The sequence below is a fragment of the Streptomyces sp. NPDC037242 genome (assembly GCF_055604165.1).
This window is the reverse complement of the sequence record NZ_JBVJUY010000023.1, coordinates 121,227-136,758: the sequence shown is the minus strand read 5'-3', so window position 1 is coordinate 136,758 and position 15,532 is coordinate 121,227. Positions and strand designations below refer to the sequence as shown.

At 69.0% G+C, this 15,532-nt stretch carries 17 protein-coding genes and 4 pseudogenes; 8 read left to right on the top strand and 13 right to left on the bottom strand.

Annotation, left to right across the window (positions count from 1 at the left end):
• Positions 1-111: 111 nt before the first annotated feature.
• Positions 112-285: a hypothetical protein gene (locus tag ACZ7GJ_RS25845; protein ID WP_470755126.1), complete on the bottom strand. Its 174-nt coding sequence runs from the start codon at positions 283-285 to the stop codon at positions 112-114.
• Positions 286-712: 427 nt separating this feature from the next.
• Between ACZ7GJ_RS25845 and ACZ7GJ_RS25840 the strand changes: the two genes are divergently transcribed.
• Together ACZ7GJ_RS25840 and ACZ7GJ_RS25835 are read left to right on the top strand one after the other, a co-directional pair.
• A complete protein-coding gene (locus ACZ7GJ_RS25840; protein ID WP_470755125.1) occupies positions 713-2,158 on the top strand; it encodes a hypothetical protein in 1,446 nt (481 codons plus the stop codon).
• 142 nt (positions 2,159-2,300) lie between these two features.
• Entirely contained in the window at positions 2,301-2,990 is a 690-nt protein-coding gene (locus tag ACZ7GJ_RS25835) for a response regulator (protein WP_470755124.1), read from the top strand.
• 303 nt (positions 2,991-3,293) lie between these two features.
• Here ACZ7GJ_RS25835 and ACZ7GJ_RS25830 read toward each other — a convergent pair whose 3' ends face one another.
• The 4 genes and pseudogenes from ACZ7GJ_RS25830 to ACZ7GJ_RS25815 all read right to left on the bottom strand — a co-directional run bounded on the left by ACZ7GJ_RS25830 (position 3,294) and on the right by ACZ7GJ_RS25815 (position 5,506).
• On the bottom strand, positions 3,294-3,554 hold the full coding sequence (locus tag ACZ7GJ_RS25830) for a hypothetical protein (protein ID WP_470755123.1): 261 nt from the start codon (positions 3,552-3,554) through the stop codon (positions 3,294-3,296).
• A complete protein-coding gene (locus tag ACZ7GJ_RS25825) occupies positions 3,551-4,060 on the bottom strand; it encodes a recombinase family protein (protein ID WP_470755131.1) in 510 nt (169 codons plus the stop codon). Before ACZ7GJ_RS25825 ends, ACZ7GJ_RS25830 begins: the two co-directional genes overlap by 4 nt.
• A 13-nt stretch (positions 4,061-4,073) precedes the next feature.
• Positions 4,074-4,960 (bottom strand): annotated as a pseudogene (locus ACZ7GJ_RS25820) (IS630 family transposase); the annotation flags it as partial.
• Positions 4,961-5,029: 69 nt separating this feature from the next.
• Positions 5,030-5,506: a hypothetical protein gene (locus ACZ7GJ_RS25815; protein WP_470755122.1), complete on the bottom strand. Its 477-nt coding sequence runs from the start codon at positions 5,504-5,506 to the stop codon at positions 5,030-5,032.
• Between the two features lie 1,029 nt (positions 5,507-6,535).
• Between ACZ7GJ_RS25815 and ACZ7GJ_RS25810 the strand changes: the two genes are divergently transcribed.
• Both ACZ7GJ_RS25810 and ACZ7GJ_RS25805 read left to right on the top strand, forming a co-directional pair.
• A complete protein-coding gene (locus tag ACZ7GJ_RS25810) occupies positions 6,536-8,176 on the top strand; it encodes a hypothetical protein (RefSeq protein WP_470755121.1) in 1,641 nt (546 codons plus the stop codon).
• Positions 8,170-8,850, top strand: coding sequence for a response regulator transcription factor (locus tag ACZ7GJ_RS25805; protein ID WP_470755119.1), 681 nt, complete (start codon positions 8,170-8,172; stop codon positions 8,848-8,850). The genes ACZ7GJ_RS25810 and ACZ7GJ_RS25805 overlap by 7 nt, the downstream gene beginning before the upstream one ends.
• On the opposite strand, the gene ACZ7GJ_RS25800 is transcribed toward ACZ7GJ_RS25805, so the two are convergent.
• The 3 genes from ACZ7GJ_RS25800 to ACZ7GJ_RS25790 form a co-directional block, all read right to left on the bottom strand.
• Positions 8,775-9,362, bottom strand: a complete 588-nt coding sequence (locus tag ACZ7GJ_RS25800) for a hypothetical protein (protein ID WP_470755117.1) — start codon at positions 9,360-9,362, stop codon at positions 8,775-8,777. The genes ACZ7GJ_RS25805 and ACZ7GJ_RS25800 overlap by 76 nt on opposite strands.
• A gap of 712 nt (positions 9,363-10,074) precedes the next feature.
• The gene (locus ACZ7GJ_RS25795) at positions 10,075-10,512 is read right to left on the bottom strand and encodes an NUDIX hydrolase (protein WP_470755115.1); all 438 of its coding nucleotides are present in this window, start codon (positions 10,510-10,512) and stop codon (positions 10,075-10,077) included.
• Positions 10,475-10,828 (bottom strand): SDR family oxidoreductase, encoded by a 354-nt coding sequence (locus tag ACZ7GJ_RS25790; protein WP_470755113.1) that lies wholly within the window; start codon positions 10,826-10,828, stop codon positions 10,475-10,477. The genes ACZ7GJ_RS25795 and ACZ7GJ_RS25790 overlap by 38 nt, the downstream gene beginning before the upstream one ends.
• Positions 10,829-10,928: 100 nt before the next feature.
• Here ACZ7GJ_RS25790 and ACZ7GJ_RS25785 point away from each other — a divergent pair, with 100 nt between their 5' ends.
• Entirely contained in the window at positions 10,929-11,153 is a 225-nt protein-coding gene (locus ACZ7GJ_RS25785) for a hypothetical protein (RefSeq protein ID WP_470755111.1), read from the top strand.
• A 100-nt stretch (positions 11,154-11,253) separates the two neighbouring features.
• Here the strand turns inward: ACZ7GJ_RS25785 and ACZ7GJ_RS25780 are convergent, their stop codons facing one another.
• Entirely contained in the window at positions 11,254-11,691 is a 438-nt protein-coding gene (locus ACZ7GJ_RS25780) for a hypothetical protein (protein ID WP_470755108.1), read from the bottom strand.
• Between the two features lie 174 nt (positions 11,692-11,865).
• Here ACZ7GJ_RS25780 and ACZ7GJ_RS25775 point away from each other — a divergent pair.
• Positions 11,866-12,072, top strand: a pseudogene (locus ACZ7GJ_RS25775) (hypothetical protein); the annotation flags it as partial.
• Between the two features lie 5 nt (positions 12,073-12,077).
• On the opposite strand, the pseudogene ACZ7GJ_RS25770 reads toward ACZ7GJ_RS25775, so the two are convergent.
• From ACZ7GJ_RS25770 to ACZ7GJ_RS25760, 3 genes and pseudogenes are all read right to left on the bottom strand, one after another.
• Positions 12,078-12,217, bottom strand: a pseudogene (locus tag ACZ7GJ_RS25770) (UDP-N-acetylglucosamine--N-acetylmuramyl-(pentapeptide) pyrophosphoryl-undecaprenol N-acetylglucosamine transferase); the annotation flags it as partial.
• 125 nt (positions 12,218-12,342) lie between these two features.
• Entirely contained in the window at positions 12,343-12,879 is a 537-nt protein-coding gene (locus ACZ7GJ_RS25765) for a hypothetical protein (RefSeq protein WP_470755106.1), read from the bottom strand.
• 401 nt (positions 12,880-13,280) lie between these two features.
• Positions 13,281-13,412 (bottom strand): annotated as a pseudogene (locus ACZ7GJ_RS25760) (IS256 family transposase); the annotation flags it as partial.
• 571 nt (positions 13,413-13,983) lie between these two features.
• On the opposite strand from ACZ7GJ_RS25760, the gene ACZ7GJ_RS25755 reads away from it, so the two are divergent.
• Complete coding sequence (locus ACZ7GJ_RS25755) at positions 13,984-14,298, top strand: hypothetical protein (RefSeq protein WP_470755103.1); 315 nt, start codon at positions 13,984-13,986, stop codon at positions 14,296-14,298.
• A gap of 9 nt (positions 14,299-14,307) precedes the next feature.
• Here ACZ7GJ_RS25755 and ACZ7GJ_RS25750 read toward each other — a convergent pair whose 3' ends face one another.
• On the bottom strand, positions 14,308-14,796 hold the full coding sequence (locus ACZ7GJ_RS25750; RefSeq protein ID WP_470755101.1) for a DUF6009 family protein: 489 nt from the start codon (positions 14,794-14,796) through the stop codon (positions 14,308-14,310).
• 182 nt (positions 14,797-14,978) lie between these two features.
• Here ACZ7GJ_RS25750 and ACZ7GJ_RS25745 point away from each other — a divergent pair, with 182 nt between their 5' ends.
• On the top strand, positions 14,979-15,458 hold the full coding sequence (locus ACZ7GJ_RS25745; RefSeq protein WP_470755098.1) for a hypothetical protein: 480 nt from the start codon (positions 14,979-14,981) through the stop codon (positions 15,456-15,458).
• Positions 15,459-15,532: the final 74 nt, after the last annotated feature.

Sequence of the window (15,532 nt, the reverse complement as noted above, 5' to 3'; positions counted from 1 at the left end):
TGTCGTCCCTGGTGTTGGTGGGGTGGCAGGAACCCTTCGGTGGTTTTTTTTTCCTCCCCCCCCCCCCCCCCCCCCCCCCCCCCCCCCCCCCGGGACACACTGCGGGAACGGTCAGTGCTTCTTGCACTCGCGGTTGTAGATGTCGGAGTAGTTCTTCGGCGTACCGCCGCAGGAGACGACGGCGCTCGTGAAGCTCAGGGTCTTGATGTACGCGCACTGCTTGGCGTCCAGGCCCTCACCGAACGTCTCCGCGGCCTCGTTCGTGTCGAGGGAGGGGAAGTTCATGGAGCGAAGCTGGGCAAGACTCATCGGGTGATCACTTTCCTTCTACGGTTGGCTGGGCACAGGCGTCTGGCCGGAGAGGGTGGGGACGCGACGGATACCACCCCGCGCGTGAGGCTTGGACGGCCCGCACACGAAGCGGAATTGGATATTCCATCGGGCTTCATATTCGGGGTCGCACCCGGCGGCGCAACACCCTCTGCCTGGGGGGTACCAGCTCGCCGGATGGAGGAGGCGGGCCCTCGCCCCCGGCGTGCCGCCGGACTGCCGCGGGTGCATCCTGGAACGACCAGGCCTTCCAGAGCGGATGAGCCGCGCGGCGGCTCAGGCGTGTTTGCGACGCACGACGCGACGGGGTCTGGCGAAGGCGGCGTCCGACGGCCTTCGGGACGGGCACGCAGTGGCGGCACAGACGTATGGGCAGCACCCCTTGGCACGCCTGCGGTCAGCGCTGGGGCTGTCGCACGGCGGTTACGCGCAGGCCGTCGCCGATACTCACGCGTCCCTGGGTTACGGGCCGATCCTGGCCCGGCGGGAGAAGGTGTCGCGCTGGGAGTCCGGCCGTGCCGTGCCCGCGCCCACCGCACAACTGGCCATGGCCCTGATACACGGTGTGGACCAGCACGACGTGACGCGGCTGGGATGGCCGCACTGGCTGTACCTGGCCACCGACGACGCGGCTCTCCTGGAGGGATCCTGGAGTCCGGCGACGGCTGTCCGTGCCGCCCACAGCGCGGCGGCGCTCACGCACCCGCCCAGAGCCCGCGGGGCGGACCTCGTGGTGACGGGGACAGCTCTGCGAGGCCAGTTGCACTCCGCCCTCTCCGTCCTGGACAGTCCCCCCGTGCTACCGGGCCAGGACGGCCATCCCCTGCCGGAACAGGCCCTCGCCTGGACGGAGACGCGGCTGCGGACGCTGGAGGTCCAAGAGGCCGCCTCCCAGGCCACCGCTCCGGTCCTGACGTACGCGGCCCGGGCGGAGCACCAGCTGATCGCCGAGATGCTGACCACCAGCGCCTACGGACCGGCCACGGCAGCCCGCCTGTTCTACCTCGGGGCCCGTGCGGCGAGGCTGTGCGCCTGCCTGAGCACGTGCCTGGCGGAAACGGCCGACGCGGAGCGCTATGCCCTGAGTTCGCTACGCAGCGCCGCGGCCGCCGGATCAGGACGCCAGGTCGTCGCGGGCCTGGCCACCCTCGCCGGCATCCACGCCGTACTCGGGGATCCCCACGACGCGCTGCTGAGCCTCGACGCCGCGCGACAGGTACCACGCGCGGCTGCCGCGTCCGCGCACGTCCTGGACTGCTGGGAGGCGCTCGCCCGGACCCGCCTCGCTGACGCACCGGCCGGATCCCGGTCACTGCGCGCCGCCGAGCGCGCCGTGGACGGCCCCGCACCGCCGGAAGCGGAACCCGAACCGGGCCTGGACTGCGAACCCGTCCTGGACTCCGGCCCGACCCCCCTCTCCGGATCGGACCACCAGACGCCGCTCCGCCCCGACCTGGACGCGATGCGGATCGCCCTGTGTTCCGGTCTCTCCTGGCTGGAACAGGGCCGCTCCGCCCGGGCCCTGGCGGACTTCGCAGGCCTGACCGACGGCCGCCCGCACGAGGAACCACCGTCGCCCTTCGCCCCTGGCATGCTCCTCTACGTCGTGGACGCACAGCTGGCAGCCGGAGAGCTGGACACCGCGGTCCAGAGCACACACCGCGCCACTGCCCTGGCCGGCCGTCTGCCCGTAGCACTGGCCGAGGAATTCCGCCGGCTCTTCACCCCCTACCGCGACGAGCCGCGGGTGCGGGAAGCACTGGAGACACTGCCCCGCTACGACGGCCTCGCTCCCGTACCGCCAGGCCCCGCCACTCGCCGACGATGACCCCACCCCAGAGGAGCGGACCGCGCTGTGCGCGCCCCCGCCCCGATGTCACGCGGACGAAGGCACACCCGAGGCACACCCCCCTTGAGCCCCGGGCGTGATCGGCTGTTTCCTGGACAGGCCAGACACAAGAGTCCGCACGATGACATTCACGATGAAGGCAGACACCGTGGCAGTAGTGGCATGTCCCGCGTTGAGGGTGATGATCGTCGACGACGAAGAACTGCTGCGCTCGGAGCTGTCGCACATCCTCGACTCCGCTCCGGACCTGCGGGTCGTCGGCGCGTGCCATGGCCGCCAGGCAGTGGACCGGGCCCGTGAACTGCGTCCCGACGTCGTGCTGCTCGACGTACGGATGCCCGACGTGGACGGGCTGACCGTCCTGCGGGCCCTGTGTGCCCTGCCCGAACCTCCCGAAGTCGCCATGCTCACCACCTTCGACCTGAACGAGTGCCTCGGTCCGGCGATGCGCGACGGGGCGGCCGGCTTCCTCCTCAAGGACACCGAGCCCCGGGCCCTGATCCAGGCGGTGCGGGCCCTGGGAACCGGCATCGGATGCCTGTCCGCGCCCCTCATACGGCGCCTGAGCCGGACACACGACAGCGCGGTACGGGCCCTGGCCACGCTGTCGGAGCGAGAGCGCGAGGTGCTGGCGCTGCTCGTGGACGGCCTGTCCAACGCGGCGATCGCCCAGCGGCTCTACCTCGCCTCCGCGACCGTGAAGGAATACGTCAGCTCATTGCTGAAGAAACTGGGAGTCGAGAACCGGTTGCAGGCGGCCGTCCTGGCCACCCGGGCCTCCTTCCCCACCGCGGACGGGCCGTACGCATGAGACACCCCGTGCCGGGACGGAGGAGGCTGGACCGCTGGTTCGTGACACCTCCGTACGGCCACGGCACGCTGGACGGGAGACCTGGTGCTGGTGGCCGGCGCAGCTCGGCGCCGACCAGGCGTCGGGCGGTGGTGTCTTAGCGGATGCCCTTGCCCATGTGTGGTCCCGCTGTGTCGGTTGCGCCCGGCCGGGGCGAAACTGGTATCACCAGCGCCTTGCGCCACGAGCTGAGAGGGCGCCTCCCGCAGGCGGCTCACCCGTACCTCCGGTCTACGCCGCTCGCGGCCACGCTTCTCCGTGCTGTCAGTCCTCTTCTCCCGCCAGGACGCGGTCGGCCGCGTAGCGCGGGCAGGACAGGCGGTGCCACGTCATCGTGAGCCGGTCGCCGGCCGCGGAGACCGTGCGGGCCTGCCCGTCGGCCGGCCTAGCCGTGCAGTGCGGGCACACGAGGGTTTCCGTCCTCAGCTCTGCGATACCCCGGTCGCTGGCGTGAGGGGCGTCGGTGGGGTCGGGCAGGGCGCCGAGGCTAGGGGCGCCCTTGGCGCGGTGGGAGCCGTAGATCACGAGGTTATGTTCCCCTCTGTCTGCCCGGGGATGCGTCCGCCGGCGTGGAGGGTGGCGAAGTCGGCATGCGCCTGGGTGACGGCTTCGGGATACGCCCTCTGCTTCTCATGTTCGGCCAGGGCCCGATAGATGCTGGACAGGCTCGGGTTCTGCCCCTTGCGCTTGCCGGTGGGGATGAGCAGGTCGGGCTGGATCTGCTCGACGCTCTCGCCGCCCGCGCGGCGACGCAGGACGGTGTGGAGCATGTCGTCGGTGATGACCGGGGGCCGGCCGCCGTGCTTGCCCTTGCGTGCCGCGGTATCGAGCCCTTCCAGCGTCGACTCCCGGATGTTCTCCCGCTCGGTCTCCGCCATCGCCGCGAAGAACCCGAAGAGCAGGCGTCCCGGCCCGCTGGGGTCGTACATCCCCTGAAGGGGACCGGCGAGCATCTCCAGCACCAGGCCGTGGGCGGTGAGGTGGTCGGCCAAGGCTGTCAACTCCGCGGCGTCGCGCCCCAGCCTCTTCATCTCGTTCACCGTGAAGATCACCCGGCAGTGCGGGGCGTGAGCGGTGGACGCCGCGCCTGAGCTTCTTCTGGGTCAGCTCGGCGAGCCACCGCTCCACCAGGTTCAACCAGGACGCGCTCGTCGGCGTGAAGCGCAGGTGGAACCGTGGGCCAGCAGCCAACGCTTGATGTCCGGCGTCTTGTGGGTCGCATAGCTGTCCAGGATCAGGTGGACCTGCAGGTCAGCCGGGACTTCTTTGTCGAGCTTGGCGACGAACTTCTTGGACTCCGCGGCCCGGTGGCGGCGATGCAGGGAGCCGATGACCTTGCCGGTGGCGACCTCGAGAGCGGCGAAGAGGGTGGTGGTGTCGGCCCGGACGTAGTCGTGGCTGCGGCGTTCGGGAACACTGGGCATCATCGGCAGGACGGGCTGGGACCGTTCCAGGGCCTGGATCTGCGACTTCTCGTCCACGCAGAGAACCAGGGCCTTCTCCGGAGGGTCGAGATAGAGGCCGACGACGTCGCGGACCTAGTCGATGAACAGCGGATCCGTCGACAACTTGAACGTCGGCGACCGGTGCGGGGCCAGGGCGAACGCCCGCCAGATCCGCGAGACCGTCGACTGCGACATCCCCGTCGCCTCGGCCATCGACCTCGTCGACCAGTGCGTCGCGTTCTTCGGCGTCTCCTCAAGTGTCTTGACGATCACCCGCTCGACGTCAGCATCGGTGATCTTCCGCGGGACACCCAGCCGCAGTTCGTCGCCCAGCCCGTCCAGACCCCGCTCGATGAAGCGCCGCCGCCAGGTACGGACCATGTCCGGCGCGATCCGCAGCCGCCGCGACACCTCCATGATCGAGTGCCCTTCGGCGCACTCCAGCACGATCCGCGACCGCTGAGCCAAAGCCTGAGCGGGGGTTCTGACGGATGTCCGCGGCGTCCGGCACGCACCGGACGCCGCTCCTTCCCCACGGATATCCGTCAGACACCCCTAGGCGTCCTGGATGTCGCTGATCAGCAGAGTGCTGAGCTGCACGTTAAACCAGACCGTCAAGGAGTCACCGCCCCTGAACTCGTACTTCACGACGATTTTCTCGTTCTCCGTGGTGGCACTGTCGTGCGTCACCGTCCAACTCTCCGGAGTGTCCGCCCGACGGAACGGGCCGTAGGAGTAAGGGTGCTGCTCCTCCCACGTGTCGAGGGCGGCGTCGAATTCAGCGGTGAAATACTCCTTCCGCACCTCGGAGGGACTACTGTCGTCGGGGTGTTGGTTCAGGATCGCGTCCTTGTAGTCGTCGATGAATTTGTTGACCTGCGTTTCCGCCTTGGTCGACAGCCGGGCGGTAATCCCCGCCGACAGGTGGTGGCCGTGTGCCTGGGCGGGCAGTACCAGCACGCCGGGGCCTGCCAGCAGCATCGCGGCGCACGCGCCGATCATCGCTCCGCGCAGCTTCGTACGGTGGGACATGCGAGCCTCTCCGAGGTCGATCGAAAGCTAACGCGAGCACCGTTTCAACCCCCACCCGCCCGCGATATCGGCCATCCGGGGCAGGCTCACCACCGGCCCCCAGTCGGGCCGCGCCACACCCCGGACACCCCAAGAGGGGAAAGGTTTCGGCACTGACCGTCCCACCCCGCCGCTCCACGCGGCAGGAATACCCGTACAGCCGGTGGCAGACGAAGGCGCGAAAGGCTCGACCTCCGCTGCCGACGAAACGCAGTGAACTGTCACGCCTGGGGGACCCAACCCTTGCCCCCTGATCCTGGCCGGTTGGGCGAGCGGTATCGGTTCCCCCAGCAACAAGCAGGGGCTGTGACGTCGGAGCGCGCATGGTGGACATCAGAGCCACAGGTCCACGGCGTAGCGCAGGATCTCGCGGGCGATGCCGGACGAGGCTCCCTGTACGACCCACTTGCCCAGCTTCTTCACCGTCGGGGCGATCCGGCGCCAGGTGCGCGGGCTGAACGCCTCGGCGAGGCCCGTGTGTACTGCGCGAAGTGCTGGACGGCATCCCCGGGTCGGCGCCAGTCGCCGACGAAGATCTGGTGGGTGACAGAGGGAGCGTCCGGGGCCGGGGTTGCTTCGGCGCTCCGGTCGCGTCCCGTTCGGCGGCCGCTTTCCGCTGCAGCGCACACCACCAGGGGGTCCCCCGATACGGCGCTCGGTGGCGCGGGCACTGTTCTCCCGGCAGGACCGGGCCCAGGGAACCGGCGACGCACTGCACAGACTCCGCGGATTGGACGTCCACCCGAACCGGTGCGCCACGCTCCGGGAGCTGATCCCCTACGTCCCGCCCGGAAGCTTCGACGACGTCATGGTGTCCCTGCGGGAGCTGGAGCCCAAGTACCAGGATGGGGCGCTGCCCGCGCTGGGCGCCCACGCCCCCGTGGAAACCCTTGGCCGGCTGCTGGAGGAGCTCGCGGAGCATCCGTACCACCATGGGGATGCCTGGGCCGGGTCCTGGCCGCCGCGGCCCCGGGACTGCCCGACGAGCACGTGGACAGAGCGGTCGCGCTTGGCTCCAAGCTGCGGGGGCTCAGTGGCGCGCAGGCGGCCCGCGCATTCGCCGGCCGGGTCACGGTGGCGCGGGCGCGTGACCTGCTCGCCCACAACGACTACGGCCGGGTCCAGCCCGTGGTCGGCGCCCTGCTCGCGCGGCTGCCCGATCAAGAGGGGCGGGACGTGCTGTCGGCCATGCGTGCACGCCCCGGCGGCTGGGACGAGTGGAACGCCCTCCTGCCGGTCGTCGGGTTGCTGAGCGCTGACCTGCGCGAGGAACTGCTCCGCAATTTCTGCCGGCAGGTCCGCATTGCGGAGCAGTCCGGGGCGCAGCCCGGCCTCCTGAACGACCTGGTCCCCGCTCTGACGGCCGACGAAATGTTCCGAGCGGTGCGGCTGGCGGCGCCAGCCTGGACGGACGTACGGGAGCAGTGGTTCCACGCCATCGACGCGGTAGCGCCTTACCTGCCAGCAGCAGGGATGGCGCAAGCGCTCGCCCAGGCCACTGCGGTCTCACTTGAAGGCGAGTGCTTCGGCACTCTCACCACGCTGGTACGACACCTGCCGTCCGTCCGGCGCGGCACAGTGGCACAGCAGGCACTGACGCTGCTGTCCCGCGTCGACGACCACCGGCTCCGGGCCACCGCCATCGCCGCGTTCGCACCGGTGCTGCAACCCGGTCAGGCGGGCCGCGCACTGCCCATGCTGCCGACGGACGGCCCGCCGGACTGGAAGGCCGAGGCGATCGAAGCCCTCGCGCCCGCGCTGCCCGAATCCGCGCTCCCCGAGACGCTTCACCTGACGCTCGACCGGAACTCGATGCCGGACCGGGTCGCCGCGCGCGTGCCCGGCCTCCCATCCCGACTGGCGCAGGCCGGACACGGGGACCTGCTGGATGTCATGCTGGACCGGGTGCTCCCCGAGCTACGGTTCGGCCGCCAGTCCGCGGAGAACCTCAGGGCGATCGCGCCGCACCTGCCGCCGCAACAGGCCAGGGCCCTCTGGGACGCGCTTCGCCCCGACCCTGCCTCCCCCTGGCACACCGTCGAGCTGCTCGCCTGCCTCGTGCCGAGGCTCCCGGCGCACGAGCGCGACGCGGCCGTCCGGGAACTCCTCGCGATGGCGAACCGCGCGGGACCCCATTTCCGCAACCACCTGGAACAAGAAGCCCGCATCCTCGGAACGCTGCTCCCGGCCGTCGGGTCCGAAGCCGTGCATGACGCGTGCCGGGCCTTTCTTCACCAGCCGGCCGTGCGGGACTTCCCCTGTACCAGCTTCTGGCCGGACTCGGCCCGGCGATCGCCACCGTGCCGACCGACCTCGCCGAAGACCTCCTGGATCACGCCCTGGCCGAGTCCTGGGACGACTTCCGCCTCAAGGCCCTGGCCGTGGCCGCGCCCGCCTTCTCCCCCCGGGCAGGCCGCACGGGCCCTGGCCCTCGTACTCACCGAAAACAGGAGCCCCGACCGCACGCTCGCCCTTGCCGCTCTGGCCCCCAGACTCGCTCCGGCCGACCGCACGTCCGCCCGCGCGGAACCGCCGGACGCCCCCGTGCGCGAGGAGTTCTTTGCCGCCGTGGCCCCCCTCATGCCCGGCGAACAGCAAGCGGCCTTCGCCGCCGAGCTGATGCGGTGGTAGGACCTCGACCGGCTCCGTACCGTCCTGCCCATCCAGGCACGGCGCGCCGGTGTCCGGCACTTCCTGTCCGCCAACATCGGCCCGTTCGACTTGATCCACGCGCTCCGCGCCCTCGGCGCCGCCGGCGCCGGTCCGCCGCCACCGGTGACCCAAGGACGCGGGCCGTACGGCGCGCCCACGGCGGACACCGGGCCGACGTGGCGGCGCTGTCCGCCCGGAAACGCGAGGTACTCGTTCCCCTGACGGAAGGCCTCTCCAACTCCCAAATCGGTGCCCCTCTCCACATCATCCCCGCCACGGCCAAGGACCACATCAGTGCACTCCTGGCCAAGCTGCGCGTCAGCAACCGGGTCCGAGCGGCCGTCGTCGCCACTCGCGCGGGCCTGGCCGCTGCGCGGGCCACGGGCGATGGCGACGACGTGCGGCACCCGATCCGGTCCTCCAAGGCCCACGGGTGCCGGGACCCTCTCCCGGGACACCCTCCGCCCTCCACGTCGGCGGAGGCACTTGGCGCCCTTGACGTCTGCGCGGTGCCGGGCAGGCCCTGTATCTCAGCACCGGTCGAACCCTGTAAACCGACGGGATCGAGGTCGAGTAATCAAGTCGAGGAAGGCCTCTGCTCCCACGGGATCGCCGCCCCGGATTCTGGGTCCACATCGTTGACCGTGCCGTAAATAGAGCGGCTTATGCCCTTCTCGGTGGCGATCCACGATTGGTCTGGAGAGGAATTCACATGAGCGACCTGTGAGCCATCGGCGGTCATGATGATCAGGTCGACCGTGTGGGCCCCTGCCATTCCAGACAAACCGCTGGCCTTGAAATATGTCATCAGAAATCCTTGATCTGCGACATCGGCATGTTCCCCTGCAAGGATCTTGATCGAGTCCTTCTTGAACGCTTCGATCACTTCCAGAGCCAGCTCGGCTGACCGGGAGCCGATTCCCAGGGTGCCGCTGATCGCCCCGAACCCGATCTTGGTGAACTGGTACAGCTCGCCGAACGTGGATAGCGCCACGGGGAGCGTTGCGCCCGCCGTTGCGACGACCTCGGCCATCGCCAGGGCGAGCATCGCCGTATCAGTGACCACGTCTGCCACCCGCCAGCCCATGTCGGCGGTTGGCATTACATGGATTTCCTGGCGCAGATGGTTGGCGACGTAAATACGCTGGTTGCGTCCGATTGTCATTGCGTACCCCTACAGGAAGACGACCAAGAGCCGACTCAAAGTCAGCGGCTACTGTGAGTCTTCCGGCCGGAGGTGGCTCGCCACAGGTTTTTGTGCACATTGGAGTGGCGCGTTGGGCAACGTACCCGCACCTGACCCGCTTCCCAGTCGTGCGCGGACTGCCGATCTGGAGTGTCTGCGGGTGGTGGCTGGGTGCGGCAAGCAACGCGGCGGTCTGAAGATTCCTGATTCGTGGCCCCAGAGGGGGTGCACCTGTGAGCCAATATTTGATTCCTGGTCCGCGCCTTTGGCTGTGGCCGGAACCCCTGGTGCATCTTGTCAAAACCGAGCCGCTGCGAGGCTCAAGATAGAAGAGGACCGTGCTATGCACACAGCGGCCCGACATGGTTCTGCATGCGCCGCCATCGCTGCCGCCTTCGTCCTGGGTACCGCCAGCGGCGCTGCCGCCCACAGCAGCATGCCGACCGGCACGGTCCGCGCGGCTACAGCACAGGACCCCGTGCCCGGTCCGGACATGGCGCTTGCACAAGCGAGGGTTCTGGGAGACGCGGGATCTGCTGGGCGTCAGGAACAGCGGCCGGTACTCCGGCTGGTCCAGTAGCGGTCACCACCCAGCTCGGGAAGCGGGGTCGGGGCCGACAGCGCATGGGCACGCCACGAGGGGCTGGCGCATCTCAGTGCCGGCCCCAGTGATTGTTGATGTGCCGAATACTCAGAGTGTTGCCTTGCCCCCGAGGCTTCCGGTACTGATGGCGCCCCGCAGGACGGGGGCGATCTCTTCGGGCTTGAGGTCGATGCCGTCGAGCCCCTCCACGGTCAGCGGGATCTCCTCCAGCACGTACTCACCTCGGCCCTCGGCGCTGAACTCGGGACCGGTGCGGTCCTCGAAGGACCAGGTCGCGATGCGGGCGAGGTAGAAGAGCTGGCGCTCGTCGTCGGATTCCATGGTGTGGAGGAGGCGCACGATGTCGGCCTTCCCTGCGATCTCCTCGTGGATCTCCCGGTGGAGGGCGGCTTCCCTGGACTCGTCGCTGGGCTCGACGCCGCCGCCGGGGAGGACCCAGTACTGGGGAATGTCGGGCTTGGTGCGGCGGATGACCAGCATCGTGTCGTCAGCGGTGATGAGGACGGCGCGGACTCGTTCCTTCATTTCGGTCTGTCTCCTTGCTCGTTGGGGTCTCAGTGCAGCAGCCAGCCGCCGTCGACGTGGACGGATTGCCCAGTGATGAACGACGCGGAGGGGCCCCACGAGGAACGCCACCAGCGCCGCGACGTCTTCGGGCCGGCCCCGGCGAGGAACGCCCTGGAGCTTGATCTGCTCCTCCGGGCGCGCTCGGTGCTGGGCGGGGATGGCGTTTCTCGGCCTCGACCTGGATGGCGCCGGGCAGGACGGTGTTGACGCAGATCCCGTAGGGGCTCACTTCGCGGGCGAGGGAGCGGGTCAAGCCCAACAGCCCGGCCCTCACGGTGCTGTACGCGACGAGGTTCGTACGGCCGGCGCGGGCGTTGACTGCCGATGTTCACGATGCGGCCCCAGCGGCGCTCGATCATACCGGGGGTGACCGCGTGGCAGGTGCGGTAGTGGGCGGTGAGGAGGGCGTGGGCGTCGGGGTCCGGGCCGAGGTGGTTCACCGCGACGGTCGCGTCGGCAGTGGCGAGTGCGCGCCCGATCTCGGCGCCGATGCCGGTGGCTCCGCCGGTGACGAGGGCGGTGCGGCCCTGGAGCAGGCGGGCCTGGAGAGGGATCTCAAGCAGGGGGCAGGGACATTGCTGCTCCGTTCGCCGGAGTGAGGGTGGGGGCCCGGTGTGGTGGTGAAGAAGGTGTCGATGGTCGTGTGCGGGTCCTGGCTCTCGGCGAGCTTGATCAGTACGAGCAGGAGGTCGTGTCCGGTCAGCCGGGTGGGCGGGATGACGCCAAGGATGCGCATGGCGAGGAAGGCGTGGATCTCCTCCAGGCCACGGCCGTCCTCTCCCCGAAGGCCCTCCAGAGCACGTGCGATGGCCCTCTGGCGGCCGGGCCGGGGTCGGTGTCCCACGAGTACCGGACGCCGATGTGGCGGCCGCGCTCGTCCAGCTCCAGGTGCACGATGCGCGGTCGGGTCAGTGGCGGCAGGGTGAGGCCGAGGGTGCGGGTGTAGACGTCGAGCTGGTAGCGGGGGACGAGCCAGCCGCCCAGGGCCATCAGGTACCAGAGCAGGTTGGCGGCCTCGCCCACGGCGGTGTTGCGGCCGGCGAACTCGAAGTCGAGCCAGCACAGCGGATCGGCGATGTTGGGCTCCGTGGGATCGCCTTGCGACAGACCGGCCAGCCAGCGGCGGTCGGGGGCCAAGTGGTGACCTTGGCTGCCCGAGTAAGCAACACCGCCCGGCGCGAGAGCGAGGCGGGTCCGGCAGAGAAGTGGCCCGGTCGGAGCAGCGGCGAATACCCGCGAGGAAGCCGCTCAGCATTTGGTGCGGGCTTGCACCACCCTTCGAGAATGGCCGGCCGCCCCACCGGGTGGGCACTGATCGCGACGAAGCTGCTGGCCAGGGCCGAGCGCGAGACGGTCAAGGAGAAGATGAAGACGCTGCCGCGGGTGGAGCGGGCCTCGGCGAAGCTCGCGACCGCGTTCCAGGTCGTCTTCGACACCACGAGCGAGCCGGTCGACACCGACACCGGTGAGGTCACCGGCCCGGCGGTGCAGAGCTTCGACGCGATGTGGGAGCGGATCGCGCCGTCCGGCTGGAAGCCGGAGACGATCGACCGGGCCTGGGCACGCCGAGCGGCACCCGCGCCATGTCCTTCACGTTCGCGCCGGACAGCATCTTGAGCGGATTCGACGAGCGACGGATTCTCCCCGTGGCCACCGTCCTGAAGTCGGTCCGCGTCTTCGGAGCAGTGCGGCTGAGCTCCTCATCATGTGGAGCTCAGAGTGCATTCGACGAGTGCTCTGAAGCAGCCTACGGACGGTGTACCCGGAAGACGCGGGGATCACTCGAGGTCAGGCGTGCGGCCTGCCGTGCCGGCGTACCTCAGCGTCAGTGGCCCCGTCGAACAGTTGGGGCACCATGCCCCCGATGACGGGACGCAGGTCCTCGAGCGTGTAGACCGCGTCGATCACCTGGTCGACGGCCTTGAACGCCGAGCCGCCGAACAGGGAGAGCAGGAGGCTCTTGCCCGCCGCATGGAGCTGAGCCACCAGGGACGGGATCCCGGGCTGCTCCGCGATCTGTTCCGCAAAGAACGCGTCGGCACGATTCTTCTCCGCCGCTCCTGACGGCGTTTCCACGCCACCGTAGACGAACGGCCCCAGCGTGTACGCGAAGTCGTGCTGCGCCGCGGCGTTCCAGACGTAGTCGGTCTCCAGCGCATCCGCCAGCATGGTGACGCCGTTGGAGTGGAAGCTCGTCTGCAGCGCTTCGAAATGCGCGTCCACGTGGGCCCGAGGGGCCCCCAGTATGGCTTCGCGCACCTTCATGAAGAGCTCGTTTTCCGCTCGGCTGAGCCTGTCGTACAGAGCCTTGTCGACCTTGGCCACCGGATGATTGGTGGAATCTTTCCCGGGATTTGGACGATTACTTGTTCCCACGCCACCCACGCCTTCCCCTGGTTTTGTTCCCATTCCCACGGGCCGCGACCATCCGTGTGAAGGCGAGAGTCAAAGCGAGCGCGAGAACGATGAACCACGAACTGGTCACAGCATCACCCCTGCATCTACGTTCCATGGGAGAGATCCTGGTGACGTTATAGGCGACCATCCGGCCGGACTTCCCGCATCTGTCCGGTATTGACAAGCCGCGAGCCCATCTTTGCTCAGAGCGCGTGGCACCCAGGTAGGGCGCCGTTGCCGCACGGGACGGCCACACCGTCGCGCAATGGGTCCGTAGAGTCAATTGTGATTCCGGGGTTTGTCGGGTTCAGCGGGTGGGCGACTGGGGGGCGGCCGTAGAAGGTGATGTCGAAGACATTCAGGGCGTCATTCCATCGCTGGGTCCAGCGATGGCGTCCCTGGCCGGCGGGGTCGAGGCTCATGACGGCCAGGTAGACGCCCTTGATGGCGGGCTGCTCGGACGCCGCTGGCGAATTCGCTGTGTGCCGGCGCATCTCTGCAGCGGCCGCCCGCGCCTATTCAGGGTCTGGACCGGGCGGTCTTCCCGGAAGCAGTGACCTTCCGACTGGCGGCTTTCTGGCTGCTGGCGCGCAAGGCTTCCATCTGCCCGCATGCGGTCAGCGATTGCCCACCCAGCCAGCCGGCGTGAGGAGAGGTCGATGACGGTCGCGAGGTGTAGCGGCTTCGCCCCGCTGACCGGCGGCTCCTCGGCAACACCGCGAACCCCCCTCCACATCGTCGGCGTGCTTCAGCTGCACCATGCCCTGGTCCCTCCCGCTGCCAGCGACACCCCTGGGCCAACGCAGGCCCTTCCCACCTGTCCGTGCGCTGCTGATCGGGAGGGTCTGCGGTAGCTGATGGTTGTGAGCAATTTGGTGGGCGGGAACCTCCCGATCCGGGGCCCTCCAAAAGGTACTTCTGAGGGCCGGTATTCGATTGCCGGGCCGCGCCTTCGGCTGCGGCCCGAACCACTGATGCACATTGTCAGGGTCAAGCCTCACTGCGAGGCTCACGAGAGAAGAGGACCGTGCCATGCGCACAGCAGTCCGTCATTGTTTCGCATGCGCCGGCATCGCTGCCGCCATCGTCCTGGGTACCGCGAGCGGCGCTGCCGCCCACAGCAGCATGTCGGCCGGCGTGGTCGGCGCGGCTACGGCACAGGACCCCGGGCCCGATCAGCTGCTTGCACAGGGGAAGGCCCTGGGAGGCACGGAGGGTAATGTTCTTGCTCCCGTGACCGAGGTCCTCAACGATGTCTTGGAGGCCGACGAGGTCCAGCCTTCCGAGGCGGATGCGACGGCAGCGACCGATGCGATTGGTCAAGCGATCGCGAATGGCGGGTCCTGATAGCGCTCCTCAACAGCAGTCGGCAAAACCGAGTCTGCTTGGCAGACCTCGGCCACGCCGCTCCTGATTTCGCTCGGCGGCGGTGCGGGCGGCGGCTTGAGCCACGCGCGTGCAGGCGTGAAGCCTCTGCCCGCAAGCCGCGTATGCGGCTGCTTCCCAGTCTGGGCCGGGGCTGGGAAAGTCATGCTGGCTGCTCTGCGCCGTTGCGGCAGATACCGCCGAGCCGGATCCGCCTTGCGAACGGGGGGCTGCCGTTGCCCCGGCCCGGCTCCTTCCGGCTAGAGCCCTTCGGGGTTGGGTGTCGCGGTCGCAAGGGGGCAGGAAGAGGATGCGGCGGAGCTGGAGGCCGCGATCGAAGGCTGCCACAGGCTCTTCGCGAGTCCGGTGTTGGCCCGACCACGCGGCCGTCCTGGGTGTAGCGGGCCCGCCTCGGCGGCGGGCTGTCTTGTCGAGTACCTGGCGGACGTAGCGGAAGTGTTCGAGCAATCGGGAAATCACTCCGGCCTCGCCCTGATCCAGTGTCAGGGAAGACGGTACCGGGGCTCTGCCGGGGGGCGTTGGCAGAGCCAGACGGAGTCTCTTACGGCGCGGCCTTCCGTATAAGCGTGCGAACGTGGAACTGGTGTGTTTCGTTGAGCGTGCCAGGTCACACCGGGTGGCTTGCGCTGATCGGAGCGTTCATGTCTCGTCACAGCCGTCTATCCCGCTCGATTCCCGCTCTCCTGCTGTCGGTGGCCACGACTTTGTCCGTTGGCCTGTTCGGCGCTGCTGCTGTTCATGCCGCTCCCGTCAACACCTGCGGTGGCGCCCTCTCCGACTACAGTGGCGCCCTTCTCCTCGACGGGCCCTTCACGGGCACGGCCGTGGTGGCCGGCGGAGACGACTACACGATGGTCGTGACTCCGGTTGTACTCAACAGCGACCTGGTCAACGTCGAGGTCACGGACGGCCCGGAAACGCGCACGGCGGTTTCCCGCATCACGCTGCGTGTCGGCCCGCTTGGGCGCGGCAACATCATGTTCGCGGGACCGCGAGGAGTCGCATCCACAAACACCGTCGCCTGCTCCACAGTCCTCCCCGGATCTACTCGCGTGCTCAAAATGTCCGGGACCATTTCCATCGGCAAGGACGTCTACCCCTTCAACCTGAGCCGTAACTGAGCGCCCGCGCCGCACCAGCCCCGGACCGAGAATGGAGTTGCTCGCGCCAGGGGCTCAGGCGCCGTCCCAGGACT